The organism is Burkholderia sp. 22088 (genome assembly GCF_052045915.1).
Taxonomy (GTDB): Bacteria; Pseudomonadota; Gammaproteobacteria; order Burkholderiales; family Burkholderiaceae; genus Burkholderia; species Burkholderia cepacia.
The window spans coordinates 405,126-429,899 of record NZ_JBQEPY010000005.1; the positions used below are offsets into that span (position 1 = coordinate 405,126).

Genomic DNA, 24,774 nt, shown 5'->3' on the forward strand with positions numbered 1-24,774 from the left:
CTCAAACAAATCGGTCTCCCGGAAGCGAGACGCGATTCACACACCGCGCAGGATGCAGCGATTTTTACACAGGGCGTCGTTATTCGATCGCTTCATGGCAGCGGTCCGGGCAAATTCAGCTGGGTAGTGGAACGGACTCACTCGTGGCTCCACAACTTCCGGCGTCTGCGCATTCGGTTCGATCGCCGAGCCGACATTCACGAAGCGTTCTTGAAATGTAGCTGCGCTCTCGTCTGCTGGAACATTTTGAGGCGCACGGCGCAACCTGCTTGATCTAACCTATTACAGCAAAAGCGGCATGTGTCACAGGTGCTTGCACATGCAAACGGCACTAGCTGGACAAAGTTCGGCGAACTCTCTGCTTCCTTTGACCACTGTCGGAACCTCATTCCGGTGAACTGTCGTATATCCCGCACCCTGAAAAAACTCCGTCGCAGAGTTTGTCAGCAGCCACAGCGATGAGACACCCGTCGCTCTCGCCCTCTTCTCCATTTTCTCGACCAGTTCTTGGCCTAGTCCGCGAGAGCGACCGTCACCGGCAACAACGAGCGACCGTAGCAACGCATTGCTCCCAAATCGCTCAAGTCCTACCACTCCCACGAGACCCGGGCCAACCGCTACGAGAAAATCGTCCAGGAGCGGAGCGGTAACGTCAGCGATCGGCAGTTGGTTCTCCTCGAGCAGCTTTCTAATCGAATCGAGGTCGTTTGGTTGCGCTTCACGAATATTCATCTTCATGTCCTTATCGATTCAGGCAACCAAAAGTAACAGCTTGCCGGAAAAGTAAGTGGTTCCCCCGCCGGGTTTTGAACTGGCCTCCAAGAAGAGGGGCTGACCTGGGGCTCCACCCGCCTTGAACACGGAAATCCTGACACCCCCGAGCCGACCTCGCCTATACCGTACTCGATACTGTAGGCCATGTATTCATGCGAAGAGCGCATGCGGTCGGTCAATCTGCACTTGAAACGCGGGAAGCGCATCAAGCCGACCATTCGCCCGTTGGGCTACCCAGCGAAGCATTCTCTCAAGGCGTGGTGTGACGAATTCGAAAAGAATGGCGATCTGCAGGGCCGCACACGGCTCAAGCATGCCGGGACCCATCCACATCGTCCGCCAGCGCGCCGAGCGGCACGAAAATGTAGCCCTTCCCGCGCACGGTACGGATGTAGCGATAATCGCCGACCGCCTGCTCGACCAGGTTGCGCAGCCGGAAGATCAGCACGTCGAGCCCGCGCTCGGAGCGCCCGGCCACGCTCAGCCCCAGGAGCGCGAGAATCTCCGCACGCGACAGGACGCGCATCGGCTGCGAGATGAACAGTGCGAGCAGCGCGAATTCGCTGGCACGCAGCCCGAGGTCCTGTCCCGCGCGGGTGGCGCGCCGCGTGATGAAATTCACCTCGATGTCGCCAAATGCGTACGATTCGGGGTTCACCGGCTCGCGCACCGGCGCGGGACGGTTCGGCGCGTAGCGACGCACCGCGCTGCGCACGCGTGCGATCAGTTCCATCGGGTCGAACGGCTCCACCAGATAGTCATCCGCGCCGATTTCGAGCGCAACGACCTTGTCGACCACCTGCGCGTCGCGGCTGATCACGATCACCGGCATGTCGTGACCGGCGCGCCGCAGCGCACCGAGCGCCATGTAAAACGTCGTGGCCGGCCGTTCGACCCGCATCACGATCAGGGTGGGCGGCGTGGCCGTCACGTGCGCCAGCAGCCGCGACGCATCGTCGAGCGCCGACGTGGCGATCTGGCAGCCGCGCAGGAGCGCGCGGATCCGGTCACGCATGCGCGGATCGGGCTCTACGACGAGAACGTGGGTGGCCATGGAAAATCGTCCAGCACGACGGCCCGCACGGCGAATCGCGACGTCACGCCGGCCCGCCTTCCGGCCGCAACGGCCGGGTGCGGCCTGCACGAACCCGCGAGCGCGCGGCGCAAACGACTACACATGCATGCAGCAATCGAGACTCGTCAGGAAATAGCTCAGGCTCTTGCGGATCGACGTCTCGACGTCCCGCACGTCGCGGGCCGCGGGCGACTGGCCGAGCAGCGTCGCGACGATGTCGAGCGCCTCCCACGGATGCCGGTCGTCGTAGTCGGCATGCAGTTTGAGCCAGCGCATCGCGCGATGCCGCACGGCCGGGTCGAACTGCTGTTCATACGGCGATGCGCACAGCAACGCACTCCACTCGCCGGTCACGCCTTCGATCGCGTAGTTGGTCGCGGCGATGCTCGGCGCGAGCGCGTCGGTGCTGCTGCTTTTCCAGCACCAGTGGCTCAGCGCGAATCCGGCCAGCGGCGCATCGCCGTGCAGCAGCATGTCGGTCGTCACGCCCGATTCCGCAGCCCAGTTGGCCCAGTGATCGACGTGGTTCTGCTCGACGCGGATATTGCGGATCAGATAGCGCCGCGCCTTCTCTTCGCCGCGCGACCGATAGGCAGCGGTCTTCACCAGGTTCATCGCCATGTACTCCGGAAACTGGCTGACCACCGCCCAGCCGGTCACGAAGAACGCGCGCAGTTGCGACGCGCGCAGCGTCCCGCCGCTCATCGCCGCGAACACCGGATGCGCACGGACACGCGCCTTCAGCTCGTCGGTCGCGCCGACCACGTCGCGCAGCCAGGCCGGATAGCTCGCCAGGTCCATCAGGTCGCCGGTCAGTTCAAATGGAGCACTCATGCGTTCGTTCCTCGCTTGGTTCAATGGAATCCCCCTTCCTGCCAGGGCGCGGGGCGGCTGAAGTAATAGCCCTGGCAATAGTCGACGCCCAGCGCGCGAAGCATCTCGGCCGTCGCCGCGTCCTCGACGTGCTCGGCGACGGTGCGGTACTGCATCACGTGTGCGATGTCGTTGATGGCGGACGCGATGCCGCGCTTGATGCTGTCGGACGTCATGGTCGCCACGAGGCCGCCGTCGATCTTCAGGTAGTCGATCGGCAACTGGCGCAGATACGAGAACGACGACATGCCGGCGCCGAAGTCGTCGAGCGCGAAGCGGCAGCCGAGGTCGCGCAGCTCGTACATGAAACGCGACGCGACCTCCAGGTTGCGGACCGCGCTCGTCTCCGTGATTTCGAAGCACAGCAGCGCCGGGTCCAGCCCCGACGCCGACAGCTCGGCGATCGCGAATTCCACGAAGCGCTCGTCGGTGATCGACATCGCCGACAGGTTCACGTTGTATTCGACGTACTGGCGTTGCTCGAGCCGCGCGAGCCGCCGGATCACGTTACGCACGACCCAGCGGTCGATCATCGTCATGTGGCCGTAGCGCTCGGCGGCCGGCAGAAAGACCGGCGAGATCAGCTTGCCGTCGGCGTCCGGGATGCGCAGCAGGATCTCCGCGCGCTCCTGCGCGCCGTGCGCCGGCTGGATCGGCACGATCCGTTGCGCATACAACTGGAACGAATTCGTTTCGAGCGCCGTCTTCACGCGGCGGCTCCACTGCATGTGATATGCCTGGCGTCCCGAGTTCATGTCGCGCGAATCGGCGACATGCACGCGGTTGCGGCCGCGGTCCTTCGCGATGTAACACGCGATGTCGGCCAGCTGCATCGCCTTCTCGACGCTCTCGGGCCGACAGGCGAGATCCAGCACGCCGATGCTCACGCTGATCTTGAACGGCTCGCCTTCCCACAGGAACGTGAAATCCTCGAGACACGCCCGGATGCGCTCCGCCTTGCCGTCGTCCGGCACGCCGTTGCGGCCGGCCGGCAGCAGGATGCCGAATTCGTCGCCGCCCAGCCGGCCGAACACGTCGTCGTCATCGAGACAGCGCGCGAACACCGTGGTCGCGTCGCGCAGCAGCGCATCGCCGGCTGCGTGCCCGCACACGTCGTTGACTTCCTTGAACCCGTCCAGGTCGAGAACCATCAACGTCCCGCCACCACGGTGCGTCAGCGCGTCGCCCAGGCGCTGCTCGAACGCCGTGCGATTGATCAGGCCGGTCAGCGCGTCGTGCGACGCCTGCCAGGTCAGCTTCTCGATCAACTGGTGTTCGCGCGTCATGTCGCGCAGGATCAGCACGTAGCCGACGCAGCGGCCCGCGGCGTTGTCCATTCTCGACAGCGACGCGCGCACCGACACCGCCGAGCCGCACACGCGGATCAGGTCGAGATCGCGGGTGAACGTGTGATCGCCGCTGTTGCTGAGCGACGCGAGCAGCTTGATCGACATGCCGGTCGACGTATCGATCAGGTCGAGCACGTCGTTGATCGGCTTGCCGACGCTGAGGCGCGACGGCGCGCCGAGCAGCTGCTCGGCCGCCGGATTGACGGTCTCGATGCTGCGCGTGAGGCCGATCGTGACGATCGCGTCGGCCACCGAGCGCAGCGCCGCTTCCGCGAACGCCTGGCTACGGTCCAGCTCGGTCTGCATCGACGCCTGCTGGCGCTGCGCGCGGCTCGCCCAACGCACCGACAGCAGGAGGATCAGCAGCGAGGCCACGACGTACGACAGGAACAGCTGGATGACGGCCGAACGGAATTCGGCGCTCAGTTCGTCGGAGAAGCGCTTCGGCAGCGGCTCGATGTGTGAGTTGAAGTCCCAGATCGCGCGGTTCAGGCGACTCGTGCGCCGGACGTCGCCCGCCTGCACGGAATCGCGCAACGCGTTGGCGATCGCGCGCAGGTTGACCAGCTGCCGGTCCGCGTCCTCCCAGTATTGCAACGCTGCGTTCAGGCGCGCGAAGCTGCTCAGGATCGGATAGAACCATACCACCGCCACCGCATCGACAGGATTGATGCCCGCCTCGATCAGCGCCTGGCGCGCCACGCGGTGGTCCGGCGGCACGCTGATCATCGCGCGGCGGGCAACGCCGAGAAACGTGAGGGTGCGGTCAACCGCCAGGTAATCGTCGAACAGTTTTTCGTCGCCGGTCTGTCCGTAGCGGGACAGCAGGATGATCTCGTCCTTCTGCGCCTTCGACCAGCTGCTTTCGCCGCCGACGTACACGCGCAGCGACATGATCACGATCAGGCTGACGGCGACGAACCCGGCCAGCGCGACGATCACGACGACGATCGGCAGGATGCCGAGCGCCGGACTCCATGGCCACACGTGAAACGAGCTGCGCTGACTCTGGAGCTTCGAAATGTTTTCCATACCCGATTGACTGCTTTTCTGATTCTTCTCGATGCCGCCGGCCAGCCGCGTCGCGACGCGTCTTGCGTTCGGACCTCTCCCCTTCCATGCGCGCGACGCGCCGGCGCTCATTCAGCGGCGGCGGCACGCCGGTGCCGGCCGCGCGGCAGGATGCGCCTGCAACTAGGTCGTCCGGACGCGTCGCGACAACCCGACGCCGGCCTCGGTACCGGCATCGATCGCGAGAATGCGGCACGTTTCGTCGCGGATGACCCGATGGCAGTCGCAGCCCTGCCCCGCGAGACGGGCGAGATCCGTCAGCACGATGGCGCCGCGATGCTGATGGATCACGCCAAGCTCATGGAGCTGTCGCGCGGTATCGGTGATGGTCTCGCGGCGCACGCCGAGCATCTGGCCCAGCATGCCGTGCGTGACCGGGATTTCGATGCTGCGCGAGCGCTCGTAGGCAATCAGCAGCCAGCGGCTCACTTGATGCCGCATCACGTGATGGCGGCTGCAGAACATGACCTGCGACGCCTGGGCCAGCACCAGCTGCATCCGCACGAAGACCTGCCGCCTGATCGCCGGCGATGCGTCGCACGCGTCGGCGAAACGGCGCGCATACAGCCGATACGCGAATCCGCCGTGATAGACGACGACGCGGCGCTGCGTCGTGCTGCCGATGACGTCGTCGCACACGATGCCTTCGCGGCCGATTTCCGTCACGCCGAGCGTCGTCTTGCTGCCTGTCGTGTATTGGAGGGAAATACCCGCCGTCACCGGAAAATAAACGGCCTCCAGATTCTCGCCGGCATCGCACAGCACCTGGCCGGTCTTGAGATTCGAAAGCATCAAATGAGGCGCCAATTCCGCACGGCTAATTCCGTCGAGCGCAGCCAGGAATTGATTGGCACCAAGCGCATGCGGCAACTCGATGACATTGTCGGCCTGATGTATCACGGTGCACCTCGTACGTTGTATTCCTGCCCCTCGGCCACCGAATCTTCATGCAGCGTTGAAACGAACCGGTTTTCCGGTTTTGCCGTTTTCCTTACGGTCTAATTGGACAAAAAGATATCACGCAGCCCCGTCGTGCGCGCCACTCCGGCTTTGTTACATGAAGTAATTTGACAGTTTCAGGCGTTACTCCGAGATATTTGCATGGTCAATCAATTATCGGCGATTTAAATATTGCCCTTGCAAAGGTGCCGTCCCGGTGAATCATTGAAAATTACGAATAGCGGCCAATTCGACGGAATTCAGTTAATCCTGAAAATAAAAATCATTCCTCCATCGAAATAATGCGGACTGAGTGACATATCCCACACTTCTCCAATGGCGAACGTGGAATATCCATGACGGCGCTTGCCGGGGATGTCGGCGCCGGGCGGCTATCGCGCGCGCTGGCGAGCGGTGATGTCCGCGCGGTCCCCGCCCAGCGACGCGGCACGCAATGCGTCCGCCGGATCCGGAAAATCGCGCTGCAGCAATTGCGCGAGCTGGGCATCACGCGCATCGGGCGCAAGCTGCTGCGCGACGAGCCGCTCGCGTTCGGCCTCATAGTCGCGATAGCGCGCCTGCCACGCATCGTCGTCCTGCCGCTGCCGCACGACGCGCGCGGCGACGTCGGCGCCGAGCTGCGCACGCAGCGCATCGGGTGTCGCGCGACGCGCGTCGAGCCGTGCAACCGCCGCGACCGCCTCGCGCTGCCGCGCGAGCTGCTCGTGCGCGTCGCGCATGTCCGGCGGCAGCGCCTGGTCGAGCGCCGCAAGGCGTTCACGCTTCTGCGCATCGCTCAATGCCGGATCGCGCGCAATCCGGATCCGGTCGAGGTCGTCATGCTGCTGCCGGAACGCGTCGGCGAAGAACGGTGTGCTCCAATCGCCGAGCCAGCGGCTCGCGAGTGCCGCCCGTCGTTCGAGCTCGCCCGCGATCGCATCCGGATCGATACGCGTGCCGGGCTGCACGGTGCCCGGCTGCGCATCGAGCGCGGCGAGACACGCGCGATAGCGCGGCCACAGGTCGAGCGCTTCGCGCTGGGCCGGCGCGCCGATCGGCTGCGCGGCGACCTCCCGCGCGACCAGCGCGTCGAGCGCGGCCGGCGTCAGGTCGTGCTGCGCGAGCAGGAAGTAATCGAAGAAATCCCGAACCGCCCGTCGTTTCGCGAGACGCCCGTCCGGACCGACCGGCAGGCGCGGCGCGCGCGACCCCGCCAGCGACGCGGGCGGCGCGACGTCGGAGGACGCAGGCACGGGCCGTGGCACCGCCGCGTCGGGCACCACGGCGCGCGCGGCAGGCAGCGCGACGGCCTGCGTCGACGCCGCCGGCCGCTCGAGCGCATGCCATACCGCCGCGGCCGCGAGCGTGCCGACGGCGCCATGGAGCGCGACGCGAGACAGCATCGTCCGGACCGTCATCGCTCAAACACCCTGCAGCTTCAGCCGGTTCGCATGCACGCGCAGCGCGGCGACCGGATCTTCCGCGTACGCGCCGCGGATGCCGAGCAACTGATTGATCGCGTCGAAGTGATTCCAGTGGTAACGCGTCGAGATCACCGTGCCGAACATCGAACTGCAGGTCGACGTGAAGCCATCGTTCGGCCCCGCACCGGCCAGCGCCATCACGTTGCCGGCGGTCAGGAACACGAGCGTCGACGGATCCAGCAGGTTCGCCGGATCGATGACCGGAATCACGCTGGTGTCGGCAGCGCCCGTCACGATGCCGAGCAGCGACACCGGCTGGTATGCGGCGCCGCTCCACGAATACAGCAGATGCACGTTGCCGCCGATCGTCTCGACGGGCGCGCCGGTGCGACAGGCACCGGCGCCGAGGCCCGGGCTCGGGAACAACTGGTTGAACCGCGTGGTTCGCGCCGTGCCGAGCGCATCGAGCGCGGCGATCGCATCCTGGTTCGTGTTGTGCGTGTCGCTGGTCAAGACGCCGAACAGGTTCAGGAGCGCGCCGAACACCGGCGTCGAGATGCCCGTCGGGTCGAGCTTCAGCGCGGCGAGCACGAAGTCGGCGAACTGCGAGCCGCGGTGCGGCGTCGCGATCGTCGTGACCGACGCGACGAGCGCGGGCGCGACCGATGCGACGTAGCGCGACGTCAGCCCGCCCTGGCTGTGCCCGATCAGGTTCACCTTGGCCGCGCCCGTGACCGCCAGCACCTGCTTCACGTAGGCGAGCAGTTGCTCGCCGCGCCCGTTCGGGCCGAGGTCGCTCTGGAACCCCGACAGGTCGGCGACGTAAACCGTCGCGCCATGCCGCTGCAGGTCGGCCTGCATCCCGTACCAGTACGGCACCACGCCGAAATAGTCGTCGGTGCCGGTCAGGCCGTGCACGAGGATGATCGGGTAGCGGGTCGCCGCGTAGTCGTCGAGCGCGGCGCCGGCCGCCGTCTGCGCGCCGGCCGCGGGTGCGGCCAGGCCGACGCAGGCGAGCAGCGCGGCACCGGCCAGGAGGCGCGCGCACGCGCGCCAAAGGCGTCGCACCGGCGCGGCGCGTCTCGCGATATCGATGTCATGCATGCGCGTTCCCCAAGGTTGCGTGCGCGGCCACGCGCCGCTGCCACGCGATGAACAACGGCGCGCCGACGACTTCGAGCACCGTGAAGCCGACGAACGGCGGCCACGGCAGCCCGAGCGTCGCGAGCGAAATCAGCCGTCCGATGCCGCCGAGAAAGATCATCGTCCACAGCGTCGCGAACAGCCGTCCCTGGCGCTCGATCCCCGGGATCACCGAGAACGCCGCGAGGCCGAGCCCGAGCCAGACGCCCGCGTAGAAGCGCAGGTTGCCGTCCAGCGTCGCGTCGGCCGGCAGCGCGATGCCGAGCGACGCGTACAACGGATCGTGGATGCCCATCATGCCGAGTACCCCGGTGATCGACGGGACCAGCGCAAGCACGGCGGTCGCCGCCTGAAGCGCGCGTTTGCTCATTCGAACTCTCCTTGCTTCATCGATAGAAAATGCCCAGCACCTGCACGCTGGCCGACTCCGGCATCGCACCGAAGCGGCTCCACGACGGGCCGCCCTGATGCAGCCACTGCAGCGCAATGTCGAACCGGTCGAAGCGCCGCCGCAGCTCGAGCCAGTATTGCCGGCCGCCGCCGAGATCGGCCTGCACGAAACCCGACAGATCCAGACGGCGCACACCGATATTGCGCCATGTCGCCATCAGGAACACGCCGTGACGGGTTTGGAGCTCCTGCGCGGCGATCGACGTCTGCACCGCGCTGCCCCAGGCCGCCGGGTTCGCGCGCTGCAGCGCGCGCCATTGCGACGCGTCCGCGCCGCCGCCGTTGCTCTGGAGTTCGGCACTCAGCGACAGGTCGATCGGCAGCGTCCAGGTCGCGCCCACCGACGAACTCGTGCGAAACGCGCTGTCGCCGGCCGCGCCGGTCGCGCGTGCGATCAGCGAGCGCCGGTAGCCGCCCGCCCATTCGACGTAGGCGACCACCGAGTTGCCGAGCAGCACGCTCAGGTTCTGGCCGAACTGCGGCGCCTGCCCGCTTTCGCCGTAGACGATCCATTGCGGCTGGATCGTCGCGGCGAGCCGCTGGCTCGCGACGAGCATCCAGCGATCGACGCCGTTGGTGCGCTGCAGGTCGGACGATGCGGCCGGATCGCCCGGCAGGCTGCGGCGCTCGAGCCGCGGCGACAGCAGCGCCGCGAGCGAGCCCGTGTCCCACACCTGCTGCGCGCGCAGCGCGACCGTACCGAGCCGGTTCGTGTGGCGGCTGTCCGGATCGGGCGGCACGTCGAGGCTCACCGCGCCCGCGCGAAAGAAGTCGGTCGGGTTGTAGCCGATCGCCGCGCCGAGCCGCTCGTTGACGCGCCCCGCGTCGACGACGAACGTCGGCGCCGCGCGCCAGCTCGCGTACGCCTCCTTCACGAGCGTCACGTCGCGCGACGACGTACGCGACGTCCCGAGCGGATCGAAGCGGTCGAAGCGCATCGAGAAGTGCGCGGCGAACGTCGGCGTCAGCCACTGCCCGTACTCGAATTCGACCGATAGCTGGTTGCGCCCGGCGTGCGCGCCGTCGCGATAGCGGCTCGCGCGCAACGCGTCCTGCACGTCGAGCTTCCACGGCTTCGCGGTATCGGCCGGCGCCGCGGCGGACCGGTCGGCGAGATCGAGCGCCGCGGCATCGGCCGCATCCACGCCGCCCGCACCGCCTGCACCGCCCGTCGCCTCCGCGCCGGCCGCCGCCGCACGCGCGAGCGCCGGCAGCAGCATGAACGCGAGCGCCGCGACCCGGCATCGACGCCGCACCGTCATTGCGCCTGGAAGCGGGACAGGTAGTCGCGCTGCAGCCATGCATCGGGAATGTCGCGCCACGCGTAGTCGGAGAAACGCATGACCGTGACCCAGTTGCTGTCGAGCCCGTCGATGATGACCGTTTCCGTCGGCCGCTCGACGCCGAGCTGCATCGTGTAGCGCCGGTAGAACGCGGTCTTCAGCAGCCGGTCGCTCTCCGAATAGAAGCGCGCCTTCAGCGGCCGGTTGTTCGCCGCGTCGATCCAGATCTCGATGCGGCGGTACGTCAGCCCGTCGCCGTGGCCGGTGAGCGCGAGCCGGTATGCGCGGCGGGTCTGCCGGTCGCCGTCGGCGATGTCCTCGACGCCCTTCAGCTCGGCCGTGTAGTCGTGCGCGAGATTGACCGTCACGACGTCGCCGTTCGCGGCCTGCCCGAGCAGCCGCTGGTCGGGCGAGATCCGCACGCTCGCCTGGTTCGCGGGATCGTAGAACCACAGGTCGTTGCCGTTCTTCAGCATCAGCTTGCCCGTGTCGCGCGCCGGCGCGACGAAGCGCACCAGCGTGCGGAACGCGCCGCCCGGCGCGTCGGGCTTCGAATAGATCGACAGCGTATTGCCGTCCACCTGCTTGCCCGACCGATACTCGATCAGCGTCGCGGTCAGCACGAACGATTTCGCCGGCGCGCGGATCGCGTCGCTCGCCGCGAGCACCTTCTGCGGATCGGGCGCCGGCTGCGCGTGCGCGGCACCGGCCAGGAATGAAAGACTCAGACAGCATGAAACGAACAGGCGACGCACGTGCGCTCTCCCCGAAAGTGAAATGAACGAAAAAGACCGCATCCGCGCGGCGTCATACATGCCGCAGCGCATCGACGATCGACAGCCGCGCCGCGTGCCGCGACGGCAGCCACGCGGACAGCCCGGCCACGCATGCGAGCCCCGCGAACGTGACGGCGATGGTTCGCCACTCGCCCCACACGCGCACCGTCAGCGCGACCGCGTCGATGCGCGCGGGCGGCGTCCAGGCCAGCCCGCTGTGATTGACGGCCGCGGCGATCGCGAGCGCCGCCAGCACGCCGAGCGATGCGCCGGCCACGCCGAGCAGCGCGCCCTCGCAGACGAACAGCGCCTGAATGCCGCCGCGCCGCATGCCCATCGCGCGCAGCGTGCCGATCTCGACCGTGCGTTCGATGATCGCGGTGCTCATCGTGTTGCTGATCACGAACAGCACGATCGCGCTGATCAGCACGAACACGAAACCGAAGATCACCGAGAACATCCGGTTGGTCTGGTCGTAGAACGGGTTCAGCGTCGCGAAATCGACGACGTCGAGCGGCTGGCCGTCGAAGCCGCCGCGCAGCAGCTGCTCGATGCGCGCGCGCGCCGCCGGCAGATCGGCCGTGCGCGCGAGCTGGATCTCGAGGGCGGTCGCGCGCGGCTCGGCGCCGCCGTACACGAGCCGCTGCGCCTGCGGCAGACGCACCGCGAGATACACGTCGTCGAGCTCCTTCACGCCCTGCTGCTCGGCCTTCACGACCGAGAAGCGGCCGACGTTCGGCGCGCCGCCCGCGCTCGCGGTCAGCACCTCGATGTGGGTCGCGCCGTCGCCGGCCGGCTGCGAGCCGGCCTCGCCCTGCGCGAGCGCGAGCACGTCGGCCGGCGCACTCGCGTCCGGGCCGGTGGCGGCCGGCGCGGCCGGCCCCGGCGGCGCATCGCGGCAATCCGCCACGTGCAGCGGCCCGCACAGGTGCAGCACGCGTGCGACGCCGAGACCGACCACCGCCGCATCGTCGGCGCTGCCGCGCAGCGCGAACGCGCGCGGGCGCAGCGGAAAACCGTATGCGTTCCACTGCTGCATCCGGTATTGGTCGTCGGGAATCGCGCCGAATCCCATCACGGTGCGCGACACGCCGGCCGCGAAATTGCCGGCGATGCCGCCGAACTGCAGCGTCGGCGTGACGACCTGCAGCATCGGCGCGAGCTGCGGGTCGCGCCGCAGGAGGTCGATCAGCGCCGCATAGCGGCGGATCCCGTACGCGGCCGGATCGCCCGTGCCGTACAGGTAATAGCCCTGCCGCTGGATCTGCAGGTGACCGCTGCGCTGCACGAAGTCGGTTTGCAGCCCGAGCGTGATGTCGCGGCTGAAGCCGCCGAACAGCAGGATCGCGCTCACGCCGACGATCATCGCAAGCAGCGTGGTCAGCGAGCGCCGGCGGTTGCGCTGCAGGTTGCGCAGCGCGAGCATCAGCGTATGGATCATCGGCCCACCTCCTGCGCCGCCGTGCCGTCGCCGGCCCGTTCCCGGCCGACGATGCGGCCGTCGAGAATCCGGATCACCTCGTCGGCGACGCCCACCACCTGCGGGTCGTGCGACGACACGATGAACGACACGTCGCGCTCGCGCTGGATCGTGCGCATCAGCGCGATGATCGCGTGGCCGGTGGCGCTGTCGAGGTTCGCGGTGGGTTCGTCCGCCAGCACCATCGCGGGCTCGGCCGCCAGCGCCCGCGCGATCGCGACCCGCTGCCGCTGGCCGCCCGACAGCTGGCTCGGCCGGTGCCGCGCCTTGTCGGCCAGCCCGACCGCGTCGAGCAGGTCGCGCACCCGCGCCGCGCGCCGCGCCGGCGGCCAGCCCGCCATCAGCAGCGGATACTCGACGTTCTCGTACGCGGACAGCACCGGCAGCAGGTTGAAGGTCTGGAACACGTGGCCGACATGGCGCGCGCGGAAATCGGACAACTCATCGTCGGACAGCGACGCGGTGTCGTGGCCAGCGATCGTCACGCGCCCGCTGTCGGGGCGGTCGATGCAGCCGATCATGTTCAGCAGCGTCGTCTTGCCGCTGCCCGACGGCCCGCTCAACACGGTGAAGCGCCCGGCCTCGAGCGTCGCCGACACGTCGGCGAGCCCGGTCACGCGCACGCTGTCGAGCAGGTAGGTCTTCGACAGGTGTTCGACGCTCACGAGGCTCATGACGCACCTCCCGCGCGCACGGGCGCCGCCGGCGCTTCCTGCGCTGCCTGCGCGGCGCGCGCATCCGCGCCTGCCGCGCCGGGCACGGCCGGCAGGCCGCGTATCAGCCGCTGCAACTGCAGCCGGTAGGCAAAATGCTCGACCTCGATCACGTGCCGCGGCGTGCGATGGAACGCGATGCCGCCGCTCCAGTCGGACTTTCCGCGCCGGATCAGCCGGTCGATGTGCGCGGCCTTGCGCGGCGCCGCGTCGCGGGCATGCAGATAGCGCGCGAGCAACTGCGCCTGGTAGTCCATCAGCGGCCAGTTGCCGGTCGACGTCTGGAACAGCCCGATGAAGAACAGGTCGCGATGCTGTGCATCGAACATGTTGAGGTACAGCGACGGCTGCTGCTTGCGCCATTGCAGATGCGCCTGGTCGATGAACGGAAAGCTCGGTCGATAGCCGGTCGCGTAGACGATCACGTCGACCGGCTCCTCGCGGCCGTCGGCGAACACGACGCGATCGCCCTTCAGTTCCCGCACGTCGGGCCGCGCATCGAGATCGCCGTGGCCGAGGTGGTAGAACAGCGTCGAGTTGATGATGAAATGCGACTCGAACAGCTTGTGGTCCGGCTTGCGCAGCCCGTAGTCCTCCGGCTGCCCGGCCGTCGTCAGCCGCAGCAGCCGCTCGCCGAAGAAGCGGCGCGCCCACAGCGGCATGCGCAGCCGCAGCGGCCATTCGGCCCACTGGTCGGCCGGTATCCCGAACAGGAATTTCGGCCAGTAGTAGTAGCCGCGCCGCGTGCTGTGGAACACCGCGCGCGCATGGTGGGACGCTTCGACCGCGATGTCGCAGCCCGAATTGCCCGCGCCGACCACGAGCACGCGCCGGTCGCGAAAGATCTCCGGCGTGCGGTATTGCGACGAATGCAGCTGCAGCCCGTCGAAGCGGCCCGGATAGTCCGGCAGTTGCGGATGCGACAGATGCCCGTTGCAGACGATCACGCCGCGATAGGTGCGCACTTCGCCGCGGTCCAGCTCGACGCGCCACCCCGAGCCGCCGGCAAGCGGCGCGATCTCGAGCACCGAGCGGCCGAACTCGATCCGGTCGTACACGCCGAAGCGCCGCGCGTACGCCCGCAGGTACGCGAGCGCCTGGTCGCCGCGCGCATACGTCGGGTAGTCGTCTGGAATCGGAAAGTCGGTGTACTCCGAAAACCGCTTCGAGCTGATCATGTGAATCGAGCGATACACCGCGCCGCTCGGCCGGCCGTAGTACCAGTTGCCGCCGACGTCGTCCTCGCGCTCGATCACGTCGAAGCCGATTCCGGCCGCGAGCAGGTTCTTCGCGGCGGTGATCCCCGCCGCGCCCGCGCCGATGATGCAGTACCGCGCGCCGTCGTTGCGCTCCGTCATGGTGGATCTCCCCTTTCCGTTCAAAGAACCGGCCCGGCCTGCGGGCCGGTCGCGCCGGCCAGCCGCGCATCGCGCAGATCGGCGATCGATGCGCCGCCGCGATCGGCGATCGCGAAGCGGCCGTCCGGGTAGCACAGCAGCAATTCGGCGTCGGCGGCACGCGCGGCGCCGAATGCGATGCCGCCGATGCGCCACGTGCGCGGCGGTTCGCCGTCTTCGGGCCACGCGCCGAGCAGCACGCGCAACACGTTCTCCAGATGATTGACCGGCAGCCAGATCTGCGGGCACGGCGCCGCGCCGCGCGCGTCGCCCTCGCCCGGCGCGCGCCACAACGCGTCGGCGTCGGCGGCCCTGACCTGCGCGATGCCGCCGCGCCAGTCCGCGTCGGGCAGCAGGTCGCCGCGCCAGATCGCGCACGTGGCCGGCCGGACCGCATCGTCCTGCCCGTCGTGCGGCAGCGGCACGGTCGCACCCGCGGGCGGATGACTGCGGTACACGAACGTCGCATCGAGCAGCACGCGGCCGGCGAGCGAGGCGCACCGCACCGTCACGTGCCAGCCGTCGCCGGCCGTGCGGCCGGTCACGTCGGTGTCGAGCGCGAGATCGCCGTGGGCGTCGAGCGCGTCGGCGAGCGCATCGAGCGCGATCGTCACGTCGACGGCTTCATGCAGGTACGCGCGCTCGCCGTCGGGCGGCGCCACCCAGTCGGCCACGACGCGCGCGTGCTCGAGCAGCAGCGACACGGGCACCGCCGCGCGGCCGCCGAAGCGGAATGCGCGCGTATAGGGCGCGTTGGCCGCACGAAAGCGCGTCGAGAAAAACGCGAACGGCCGGAATCGCCGCGGCTCGCCCGCGTGGTGCCGGCGTGTCGCGAGTTCGCCGAGATTCGGCAAGCCGTCGACCGCATCGAAGCCGCGCAGCTGGATCGGCGTCAGCGCACGGCCGACGGCGCCCATGTACATCGGTTCGCCGCCGCCGGACGCCGCGAGCGTGGCCGGCTGCGCGAGTTCCGCAAGCCAGTGCCTGACGCCGTCGGCGATGCGCATCGGCGTCACATAACGCCGCGTGACGGCGAGGTTCGTGATCATGCCGACGCCGTCCCACGTCGGCCACACGAGCGTCTTCACGTTGCGCCCGGGCGCATCGCGGCGCGCCCACCAGCCGAGCCGCGCGAGCGCCTCGTTCGCGGCCGCGTAGTCGGTCTCGCCCGTCATGCCGCCCCAGCGGCCGGTCAGCGAGCCGACGTTGACGAAGCAGTCGACACGCGGCCGCTCGCGCACCGCCGCGTACAGGTTCATGAAGCCGAGCACCTTCACGCGCGCGGTGCCGACGAATTCGTCCGCGGACTTGCGCGGCAACCGCACCGGCTGGTCGATGCCGGCGTTATGGATCACGCCGCGCAACCGCGCGCCGAATGCGTCGCACAGCGCGCGCACGGCGTTCGCATCGGTCACGTCGCATATCCGGTAGCGCACCGGCAGGCCGAGCGCGGCCGCGGCGTCGAGCGACGCCTTCAGCTCGCGGCGCCGTTCGAGTTGCTGCAGCGTGTGCCGGATCGCCTTGGGCGGCCGCTCCGGCGTCGCCTGGCGCAGCAGGTCGAGCCCGTAGCGCCTGAAGCCCGCATCGTCGAGCGCGAGCCACGGCTCGTCGCCGGCCGGCGGCGCGTCGCGCCCGGTGACGATCACCGTGCAGCGATACCGCTTCGCGATCTCGCAGGCGGCCAGGAACCCGATGCCGCGTGCGCCGCCCGAGAACAGCACGACGTCGTCGGGCCCCCAGTCGGGCGCCGCTTGCGCCGGCAGGTCGTCGCGGGTCGCGACGAGCGTGTGGCGGCGCCCGCCGCGATGGCCGACCTCGAAGCGCCCCCAGCGATACAGCTCGCGTGCGATCAACCCGTCGACGCGACCGGTTTCGTCCGGCGCGATGTCGAGCACGCGCACGTTGCAGTTCGGCAGTTCCTGCGGCAGCGTCTTCGCGAGCCCCGCCCACAATCCGCCGAGCGGCTGCACGAGCGCATCGTCGCCGTATCCCATCAGCCCGTCCTGCCAGGTGAGCGCGAGATAGAACAGCCGCGACGTCGCTTCCTCCTGCACCCAGTCGCCGTAGCACGCCTGCAGCAACGCGACCGTGCGGCGCAGCGGCGCTTCCCACTGATCGCGCACGTCGAGCAAAAACGGCGCCTCGACGCCGAGATCGACGATCCCGTCGAACGGGCCCGACTGTGCAACGAACGTGTTCGCGGCCGCCGCCGGATCGACGCCGTCGGCCGGGGCGAACACCGCCGGCTTCGCGCAGGCGCGCACAAGCGCCGCCACCACGCGCTCGACCGTGCGGCCGAGGCCGTTGACGATCGCGATCCGCTTGCCGCTCAGTTCGGCCGCCGGCCGTTCCGGCAGCGGTTCGATCTCGACCGGCCGCCACGTGAAGCGGTGGGTCGGTGCGTCGTTCATGTCGACGCCGGCGTCACGCCGTGCTTCGGACGCCGTCGCGTCACGTTGCAGAAACGCCAGCACGTCGGGCGCCAGCGTCGGCCCGACGGCAGGCCCGGGCGCGGCCGCCGTCGCCACGCTTGCCGCCCGTTCGCCGCCGGCCGTCGCTGCCGTCGCGGCCGGCGCACCCGTGAACGGACACGCCGCACCGCGCGAAGCCGGCACGCGCGCATCGCGCCCGGCAGGCGCGGCGCTCGTGCGCTCGCGCGATCTCGGCCGGGCGACCAGCTGGATGCCGTCGCGCGGGCGCAGCGAAATCGTCGCGCCGGTGTCGAGCGAACGACCGGGCACCGCGCTCAGATCGACGTGCTGCGCGACCACCGCGATCAGCACGCGGATCTGCAGCAGCGCGGTCTGATAGCCGATGCACTTGCGCATCCCGCCGCCGAACGGAAAGTACGCGTACTTGTGCCGCGTCGGCGCGTGCGATCCGAAGTTTTCCGGATCGAATGCGTCCGGGTTGGCCCACAGCGCCGGATGACGATGCGTGACGTACGGCGACATGAATACCGACGAGCCGGCCGGCACGTGATAACCGCCGATCTCGTCGTCGTCGACAAGGTCGCGCGTGAAGCCCCAGATCGGCGGATAGAGCCGCAGGATCTCGTCGACGGTCTGCACCAGATACGGCAGGCGCGCGATGTCGTCGGCCGCGGGCGCGCGACCGCCCAGCACCGCATCGAGTTCCTCGCGCAGCCGCCGCAGCACGTCCGGATGCTGCGCGAGCGCATAGAGCCCCCACGCCATCCCGCTGCCGGTCGTTTCGTGGCCGGCCAGGAACACCGTCATCACCTCGTCGTGCACCTCGCGCTCGGTCAGCGGCGCGCCCGTGTCGGGGTCGCGCGCGGCGAGCAGCAGCGCGATCACGTCGCTCGTCTCGCAGCGTCCCGCGCGATGCTCGGCGACGATCGCATCGACGATCGTGTCGATCCCGCGGCGCGCGCGTGCGATCCGGCGGTTGAACGGCGTCGGCATCCAGCGCGGCACGAAGTCGTTCATGTTGCCCTGCGGCATCATCGCCTCGATACCGAAGCGCACCGCCGGCCCGACCTCGTCCGCATGCCGCGAGATGTCCGCGTTGAACAGCATCAGCCCGAGCATGCGCAGGCTCACGCGCATCATCTCCTCCACCGCGTCGAACGGCGCATGCGCGGGCCGCTTCAGCCAGCGCTCGACGAGCGCGAGCGCCGCGTCGCCGACGGCCGCCGTATGCGATTCCACCTGCTTGCGGTGAAAAAGCGGCTGCACGACCCGCCGGTGACGCCGCCAGAACTCGCCGTCCGTCGTCAGCAGTCCGTCGCCGAAGAACATCTTGAAGTTGTCGTAGAAGCGGCCGCGCACGTAGTTGCGGTGATTGTCCTGCAGCACGTGCTGGACACCGTCCGGATGCGCGAGCGCATGCGTGAGGAACGGGCCCAGCCGGTTGCGGGCGATGTCGCCGTACTGCTGCTGAAGCTTCAGCAGCATCGTGACGGGATTGCGCTTGTATTCCGCGAGGTTGCCCATCACGACGCTGCCGCGCGGGCCGGGCGCGAGACGCTTCGTGCTCATGCCGACACCTGCTCGGAAGCCGCGTGCGCGGCGAGCCGCGCGTCGATCTCGCCGCGCGTGGCGAACGCGCCGGTCACGCGGTGCACGTAGCCGGTCACGATGCCCGTCACGTCGCGCATCTGCATCAGGATGCGGCCGTCCGGGCGCACCGCGACGAACCGGTTGCCGCTGCTCGCCGGCCCTTCGAGCGCGAAGGCGCGCGGCGTCACGCGCAGCGCGATCGACGCGTGGCGGGCGGCCAGCTCGCAGTCGTTGCCGGCTTCGTACAGGTCGATGCGGCCGATCGACATCGGCGCCGCGAGCGGGATGTAGTCGCCGGCGACATGATCGAGCGCCGCCACGCGCGCAAGCCCGTCGAGCAGGATGCTCGGCACCACGAAGCGCGAGAACACCGGAGCGCCGTCCGGCACGTTCAGCCGGAAGCGCGCCTGCTTGCCCGTTTCGCTCATGCCGGTGTCGGTCGTCGACACGAACATGCCGGTCAGTCTCACGGGCGCCGCGTCGAAGTGATACGGATCGGCGACGGGCACAAACGTCCCGCCCGGCGGTTCGCTCCATACCGGTGCCGGCGCGTAGGCCGCGGCCAGGCGCACGGTGATCTCGAAGTGCGGCTTGTCGCGCACGAGAACCTGGCCGCCGGGCGCCAGCACGTCGCCGGAGATCCGCACGTGCACGAGCACGGCGTCGCCGTCGCGCGCGGCGATCCTCGCGTGGATGCGCTTCACGCTCGGCCGCTTCGCGTCGTAGACGCGCAGGAAGTGCAGGAACGCCGCGTCCGCGAATCCGACGACCTTGAGCCCCGGCACGAGCCGCAGCGCGGCCTCGGCGGCCACCTCGGGCACGAACGTGCCCGGCAGCGTCGGAAAGCCGTTGACGACGTGATGCTGCAGGTACGCGTCGCGCTCGAGATCGAACACCCGCTCGAAGGTCACGCTGTCGTCCGTGCGCGCCAGCTCGCGGCCGAGATAGAAATCCGGATCGCGCGGCGTGGCGACGCGGGGCACCGCTTCAGCTTCGTCGAGATCGAAGTAGCCGGGCAGGTGCGTCTCGATCGCCCGTCGCTCGGCCTCGCCCAGATGCACGGACATCGCCGCGCGCTCGCCGAGACCGAGCTCGCGCATGAAATGATGCTGCCCTTCCGCGGTGCGCATGCTCGTGAACAGGCCGCTCTTCTCGAGAAACGCGCGCGTGACCGGATTCGAGCCGAGCCCCACCGAGCGCCACAGCGTCCAGCCGATCGTGAATTCGTCGTGGCCGAGCGCCGCGCGGTGATACGACGCCTGCGTGTTCAGGAAGTCGTTGCCGGACGCGTAGTCGGTTTCGCCGGCCTGGCCCGTCAGGCCGATGAACGACCCGAAGTTGCACCACAGGCGCGGCTGCCGGGCGCCGAACGCGTCGCGCAGGTTCCAGTAGCCGCGCACCTTGATGTCGCGCACCGCGACGAAGTCGTCCAGCGACTTCACGAGCACCGACGCGGAACGGTTCAATCCGGCCGCGTTGACCAGCAGGTCGACGCGCGGCTCGCGCGCGAGAATCGTGTCGATGGCCGTGCGCAGGCTGTCGGGGTCCAGCACGTCGGCGCGCAGGTACGTCACGCGATGCGCGCCGCTGAATGCGCGCATCGCCTCGATGTTCATGCACGCCGTGCGTGCGTCCGCGCGCCGCTCGAACGCGCGGATGATCGCCGGCAGCGGCTGCTCCGGATGCCGTGCCTTCTGCTGGCGGATGTAATCGGGGCGGCTCTTCGCGAACGCCTCGTCGTCCATCGCGAGCAGGTCCGCATCGACCTCGTCGAGCGCGCTGCTGCCGATCAGGTACAGCGTCGGGCGCACATGCGCGGCCAGCGTCTTCATCAGTTCACCGGTGATCCCGCGGGCGCCGCCGACCGCGACGACGACCGCGTCGGGCCCGAGCGCCAGGCGCTCGTCCGCGCGCAGCTCGCCCGCGTCGTCGATCACGCGCGGCGTGCGGCGACGCCCGCCGCCCAGCGCGACGACCGGCAGCCAGTGTTGTGCGCCGCTTTCGCGCTCGGCATCGCGCAGCGCGTCGGGCAGCGAGCGGGCGTCGGTCAACACGGCCACCGGGCGCGCTTCCGGCATCTCGATCGCAAGCGCCTTCACGAGACCGGTGTAGAGCCCGGCATCCGGATGCGGCACCTCGCCCGCGAGCGCATCGAGCAGCAGCACGACGAAGCTGCCGTCGCGCTTGAGCGCCGCATGGCAACGCTTGATCGCGAGGAACGCGAGATCGTGCAGCGCGAGCCGCGCGGGCGCGGCCGGCGCCGCGGCGCCCGGCGCGAGCGTGCCGGCATCGAGCGACGTCAGCACGCGTACGTGGCCGATGTCGTCGGGCAGCCCGTCGAGCACCGTTTCGTCGATTCGCTCGATCCAGTGCCAGCCCGGCCGGCTCGCGGCGAACGGACGCGTCGACAGCACCACGCAGCCGGGGCCCGGATCGGCCTGCGCGGCGAGCGCTTCCGGCATGTCGGTGACGATCACGCAACGCGGCGCGATGAACGGCGTCGACCGCCCCGCGGGCCGCCACGGCGCATCGCGCCATTCGATCCGGTATCGTGCGACGCCGAGCGGCTCGCCGTCGGCCGCGACGCCGGTCCGGCGCAACGCGCCGGGCAGCAACGTACCGGGTCCGACGGGCGCGGCAACCGGCGCAGGCACCGGCTGCACGGCCTGCACCGGCACGGCCCCGGCTCCGGCTTGCGGTTCGCGCGGGGCAGCCGCCTGCGCGGCGGCCGGCTCGCAGGCGACGTGCAGCGCATAGCGCAGCCGGTCGCCGCCGCTGTCGCGCGCCAGCGTCACGTCGGGGGTACGCGCAACGATCGCGCGCAGCACGTCGATCGCCGCATCGGCGCCCGCATACGTGACCGCGCGGCCCGTCGCATCGCACGGCGCGGCCGGCTCGACCGCGGCCCGCGCGTCGCCGCCGCCGACCACCGCGAGCACCGGCAGCCCTTCGGCCTGCGCGTGCCGTACGGTCGTCACCGCGAACAGCACGATGCCCTCCGCGAGCGGCAGCCCGAATGCCGGACCCACCTCCTCCGCGGCGTTGCCGTTGATCCCGCCGACGATCGCCATGTCGAGCTCGCCGCTGCACAGGAAACGCTCGGCGGCCTCGAATGCGGCGAGCGTCGACGCGTGGCCTGCGTCCACCGTCATGTTCATCCCGTGCAGATCGTGATAATTCGCGACGCGCGCCGGGATCACGTTCGGCATCATCCCGGGAAACGAGTTTTCGGTGGTCGGCGCGACGAGCCGCTGCGTCGCCTCGCGCAGGCCGTCCAGCAGGCGTTCGGTCGTCGCACGCTCGTCCGGCCGCGTCGCGTCGAGCACCGCCGCCGCGATGTCGTCGAGATAGCAGCGGCTCGCATACAGCGCCGCGTTGCGCGTGGGCCCCATGTGCCCCATCACGAGCCCGATCGTGTCCGCATGCTCGCGCCAGAACGTGCCGAGACGTTCGCGCAGGTCGTGCGCGGCATCGAGCGCCATCAACTGGCAGCGATCGAGCGCGCGCAACACGGCCGGCGGCATCTTCACGCGCGCGAAGCTCGGCAGCGGATAGCCGATCCCGAAGCTCGCGTCCGGCGCGCGGCCTTCGCCGCGCAGCCAGGCCTCGACCTCGGCGTCGCCGTCGAGACCGGGAAACTTCGCCGACCACCCGACGATCGCCAGCGGTTCGCGCTGGAAGCGGCCGCTCGCGCCGCCGGCCGGCAGATCGGCGCGGTACTCCGACACGATCAGGTGGCCGTTCGTGCCGCCGAAGCCGAACCCGGACACCGCCGCGACGCGTGCCGAATCGCGCCGGGCCGGCCATTCGACCGGCGCCACCGGGATCCGCAGGTTCGTGCCGTCGAGATCGAATTCCGGCGGCGGTTCGCTGAAGCGATGCTGGGGCGGAATCACCTGATGGCGCAAACCGAGCAGCACCTGGATCACCGATACGACGCCGGCCGCCCAGCCGGTATGCCCGACCAGCGACTTGTTGGAGGTCACCTGCACCGGGCGATCGCGCCGGATCGCATCGCGCAGGCTCTGGAATTCGGCGAGATCGCCGGCCGGCGTGCCGGTGGCATGCGCCACGACCCAGTCGACGTCGGCGGGCACCGTCGCGGTGCGCGCATACGCGCGGTCGATCGCGATGCGCTGGCCGGCCGAATTCGGCGCGTAGATCGCCTTGCCCTTCCCGTCCGACGACGAGCCGAACGACTTCAGCACGCCGAGAATGCGGTCGCCGTCCGCCCGCGCGCGCGTCAGGCGCTTCAGGATCACGACGCCCGCGCCGTCCGCGAACAGCACGCCGTCGCAGTTGCGATCGAGCGGCCGCACCTCGCCGCTGCGCGACAGCCCGTGCAGCTTCGAAAACAGGATCGAGCCGCGCGGTGCGAGCGCGAACGCGCCGCCGCACGCGACCACGTCCTGCTTGCCGAGCAGCAGTGCCTTGATCCCGAGATCGATCGAATACAGCGACGACGAACACGCGGTGTCGACCATCATGTACTCCGCGTCGTCCGGCAGCACGCCTTTCATCGCATTCAGGCCGACCCGATGCGGGAAGAACGACGCAAGATCGCCCGCGCCGCGCGCATAACGCGCGCTCAGCACCGCATCGATCGCGGCCACGCGGCGCGCGCGCTCGGCCGCGTCGACGCCCGCGTCGGCCAGCACCGCGTTCAGGCGCTCGCGCGCGGCGGCCAGCACCATGCCTTCCTCGAGATGCTGGCTGCCGTCCGCCGTGTAGCCGACCAGGAACGCGACGCGGTCGGCATCGCGCAGCGTCACGCCGTCGAGCGCCTGGCACAGTGCGTGGCGCAGCCACAGCGTCGTGAGCTCGCGCGGCGCGGTGCCGGCGTCGAGTTCGGCGCGCACCGTCGAGCACGGCTCGAACTGTTCGATGAAGACCGAGCGCGACTGGTAGCTCTTGTCTTCCGCCGACGTATCCGGCGAGTAGAACGACCGGTAGTCCCAACGATCCGGCGGCACGTTGCCGAACAGCTCGGGGCCGTCCAGCAGCGCGCGCCAGAATGCGTCCGGATCGCTCGCACCGGGCAATGCGAGACCCATGCCGACCACGGCGATGTCGTCGCTGTCCGGCGCGTCGCGCTCCGATGCGTCGTCGGCCGGCGCGGCCGGTTGCGCGACGGCCGCGGCGGCGCCCGCATCCTGCCCGGCGTTCGCCCATTCGGCGCGCGGCGACAATCCCTCGCTGCACAGCGACAACCCGCCATCCGCGACGACCACCTGTCCGGTGATCCAGCGTGCGGCATCCGACGCGAGAAACACGACGAGATCGGCGAGATCCTCCGCGCGCGCAAGCCGCTTCAGCGGCGTCGCCGCGATGCTCGAGCGCTTCGTGTTCTCCGGGTCCGGAAACTGCGCGGCGACGTCGCCGTCGATCAGCGTCGACGATGCGCCGTTCACCCGGATCTGGCGCCCCGCATACTCGACCGCGAGATAGCGCGTCAACGATTCGAGCGCCGCCTTCGCGGTGCCGACGACCAGATAGTTCGCGGGCACGAGCGTCGCGCCCACCGACGACACATTGACGATCGCGCCGCCGCCCGAACGCGCCATCAGCGCCGCGGCGCGGCGGGCGCACCAGAACGCGCCTTTCAGGTTGGTGTCGAGCGCGCGATCGAAATGCTCGGCGCCGATCTCGTCGACGCCGAGCAGCGCGCCGGACGCCGCATTGTTGACGAGCACGTCGAGGCGGCCGTAGCGCCGTTCGATCTCGTCGAACATCCGGTCGACCTGCGTCTGCTGCGCGACCGACGCACGGATCACGTCGACGGTCGCGCCGAGCGCGCGCAGTTCCTCGGCCGTCTCCTTCGACGCGTCGAGCGAATGGAAGAAATTCAGGATCACGTGCGCGCCCTGCTCGGCGAAACGCCTGCAGATTGCCTTGCCCACGTTTTTCGCACCGCCCGTCACGAGAACGAGCTTGCCGCGCATGCTGGTATTCGACATGGATCGCCTGCCTATCGAGAACTTGTCATTACGGGCAGGGCCCCCCCT

15 protein-coding genes and 1 pseudogene are annotated in these 24,774 nt (G+C 69.3%); 1 reads left to right on the forward strand and 15 read right to left on the reverse strand.

Going from position 1 to position 24,774, the window contains the following annotated elements; all coding sequences use genetic code 11:
• Positions 1-84: 84 nt before the first annotated feature.
• A pseudogene (locus ACTJLD_RS12550) lies at positions 85-273 on the forward strand (IS5/IS1182 family transposase); the annotation flags it as partial.
• Between the two features lie 30 nt (positions 274-303).
• Here ACTJLD_RS12550 and arsN2 read toward each other — a convergent pair.
• From arsN2 to ACTJLD_RS12625, 15 genes are all read right to left on the reverse strand, one after another.
• Positions 304-738: an arsenic resistance N-acetyltransferase ArsN2 gene (gene arsN2, locus ACTJLD_RS12555; RefSeq protein ID WP_226253392.1), complete on the reverse strand. Its 435-nt coding sequence runs from the start codon at positions 736-738 to the stop codon at positions 304-306.
• 343 nt (positions 739-1,081) lie between these two features.
• Positions 1,082-1,828, reverse strand: coding sequence for a winged helix-turn-helix domain-containing protein (locus ACTJLD_RS12560; RefSeq protein ID WP_440658895.1), 747 nt, complete (start codon positions 1,826-1,828; stop codon positions 1,082-1,084).
• Positions 1,829-1,945: 117 nt separating this feature from the next.
• Entirely contained in the window at positions 1,946-2,683 is a 738-nt protein-coding gene (locus tag ACTJLD_RS12565) for a TenA family transcriptional regulator (RefSeq protein WP_059694781.1), read from the reverse strand.
• 20 nt (positions 2,684-2,703) lie between these two features.
• A complete protein-coding gene (locus ACTJLD_RS12570; RefSeq protein WP_440658896.1) occupies positions 2,704-5,103 on the reverse strand; it encodes a putative bifunctional diguanylate cyclase/phosphodiesterase in 2,400 nt (799 codons plus the stop codon).
• A 162-nt stretch (positions 5,104-5,265) separates the two neighbouring features.
• Positions 5,266-6,042: a Crp/Fnr family transcriptional regulator gene (locus ACTJLD_RS12575; protein ID WP_059694777.1), complete on the reverse strand. Its 777-nt coding sequence runs from the start codon at positions 6,040-6,042 to the stop codon at positions 5,266-5,268.
• A gap of 431 nt (positions 6,043-6,473) precedes the next feature.
• On the reverse strand, positions 6,474-7,484 hold the full coding sequence (locus ACTJLD_RS12580; RefSeq protein WP_440658897.1) for a lipase secretion chaperone: 1,011 nt from the start codon (positions 7,482-7,484) through the stop codon (positions 6,474-6,476).
• 18 nt (positions 7,485-7,502) lie between these two features.
• Entirely contained in the window at positions 7,503-8,609 is a 1,107-nt protein-coding gene (locus ACTJLD_RS12585) for an esterase/lipase family protein (RefSeq protein ID WP_440658898.1), read from the reverse strand.
• The gene (locus ACTJLD_RS12590) at positions 8,602-9,018 is read right to left on the reverse strand and encodes a DUF4345 domain-containing protein (RefSeq protein ID WP_060359071.1); all 417 of its coding nucleotides are present in this window, start codon (positions 9,016-9,018) and stop codon (positions 8,602-8,604) included. The genes ACTJLD_RS12585 and ACTJLD_RS12590 overlap by 8 nt, the downstream gene beginning before the upstream one ends.
• Before the next feature lie 16 nt (positions 9,019-9,034).
• The gene (locus ACTJLD_RS12595; protein WP_440658899.1) at positions 9,035-10,360 is read right to left on the reverse strand and encodes a hypothetical protein; all 1,326 of its coding nucleotides are present in this window, start codon (positions 10,358-10,360) and stop codon (positions 9,035-9,037) included.
• Positions 10,357-11,136, reverse strand: a complete 780-nt coding sequence (locus ACTJLD_RS12600) for an outer membrane lipoprotein-sorting protein (RefSeq protein WP_034190065.1) — start codon at positions 11,134-11,136, stop codon at positions 10,357-10,359. The genes ACTJLD_RS12595 and ACTJLD_RS12600 overlap by 4 nt, the downstream gene beginning before the upstream one ends.
• A gap of 52 nt (positions 11,137-11,188) precedes the next feature.
• Positions 11,189-12,595, reverse strand: a complete 1,407-nt coding sequence (locus ACTJLD_RS12605; protein WP_124544170.1) for an ABC transporter permease — start codon at positions 12,593-12,595, stop codon at positions 11,189-11,191.
• A complete protein-coding gene (locus tag ACTJLD_RS12610; RefSeq protein WP_440658900.1) occupies positions 12,595-13,311 on the reverse strand; it encodes an ABC transporter ATP-binding protein in 717 nt (238 codons plus the stop codon). Before ACTJLD_RS12610 ends, ACTJLD_RS12605 begins: the two co-directional genes overlap by 1 nt.
• A complete protein-coding gene (locus ACTJLD_RS12615) occupies positions 13,308-14,708 on the reverse strand; it encodes a flavin-containing monooxygenase (protein ID WP_060319457.1) in 1,401 nt (466 codons plus the stop codon). The genes ACTJLD_RS12610 and ACTJLD_RS12615 overlap by 4 nt, the downstream gene beginning before the upstream one ends.
• 20 nt (positions 14,709-14,728) lie before the next feature.
• Entirely contained in the window at positions 14,729-18,748 is a 4,020-nt protein-coding gene (locus tag ACTJLD_RS12620) for a cytochrome P450 (protein WP_440658902.1), read from the reverse strand.
• On the reverse strand, positions 18,745-24,726 hold the full coding sequence (locus ACTJLD_RS12625) for an SDR family oxidoreductase (protein WP_440658903.1): 5,982 nt from the start codon (positions 24,724-24,726) through the stop codon (positions 18,745-18,747). The genes ACTJLD_RS12620 and ACTJLD_RS12625 overlap by 4 nt, the downstream gene beginning before the upstream one ends.
• Positions 24,727-24,774: the final 48 nt, after the last annotated feature.

Bases quoted from the DNA above. Each gene is read 5' to 3' on its own strand.
- ACTJLD_RS12595 (WP_440658899.1), bottom strand. From the start codon at position 10,360: ATGACGGTGCGGCGTCGATGCCGGGTCGCGGCGCTCGCGTTCATGCTG.
- ACTJLD_RS12560 (WP_440658895.1), bottom strand. From the start codon at position 1,828: ATGGCCACCCACGTTCTCGTCGTAGAGCCCGATCCGCGCATGCGTGAC.
- ACTJLD_RS12565 (WP_059694781.1), bottom strand. From the start codon at position 2,683: ATGAGTGCTCCATTTGAACTGACCGGCGACCTGATGGACCTGGCGAGC.
- ACTJLD_RS12620 (WP_440658902.1), bottom strand. From the start codon at position 18,748: ATGAGCACGAAGCGTCTCGCGCCCGGCCCGCGCGGCAGCGTCGTGATG.
- ACTJLD_RS12615 (WP_060319457.1), bottom strand. From the start codon at position 14,708: ATGACGGAGCGCAACGACGGCGCGCGGTACTGCATCATCGGCGCGGGC.
- arsN2 (WP_226253392.1), bottom strand. From the start codon at position 738: ATGAAGATGAATATTCGTGAAGCGCAACCAAACGACCTCGATTCGATT.
- ACTJLD_RS12585 (WP_440658898.1), bottom strand. From the start codon at position 8,609: ATGCATGACATCGATATCGCGAGACGCGCCGCGCCGGTGCGACGCCTT.
- ACTJLD_RS12580 (WP_440658897.1), bottom strand. From the start codon at position 7,484: ATGCTGTCTCGCGTCGCGCTCCATGGCGCCGTCGGCACGCTCGCGGCC.
- ACTJLD_RS12590 (WP_060359071.1), bottom strand. From the start codon at position 9,018: ATGAGCAAACGCGCGCTTCAGGCGGCGACCGCCGTGCTTGCGCTGGTC.
- ACTJLD_RS12570 (WP_440658896.1), bottom strand. From the start codon at position 5,103: ATGGAAAACATTTCGAAGCTCCAGAGTCAGCGCAGCTCGTTTCACGTG.
- ACTJLD_RS12610 (WP_440658900.1), bottom strand. From the start codon at position 13,311: ATGAGCCTCGTGAGCGTCGAACACCTGTCGAAGACCTACCTGCTCGAC.
- ACTJLD_RS12625 (WP_440658903.1), bottom strand. From the start codon at position 24,726: ATGTCGAATACCAGCATGCGCGGCAAGCTCGTTCTCGTGACGGGCGGT.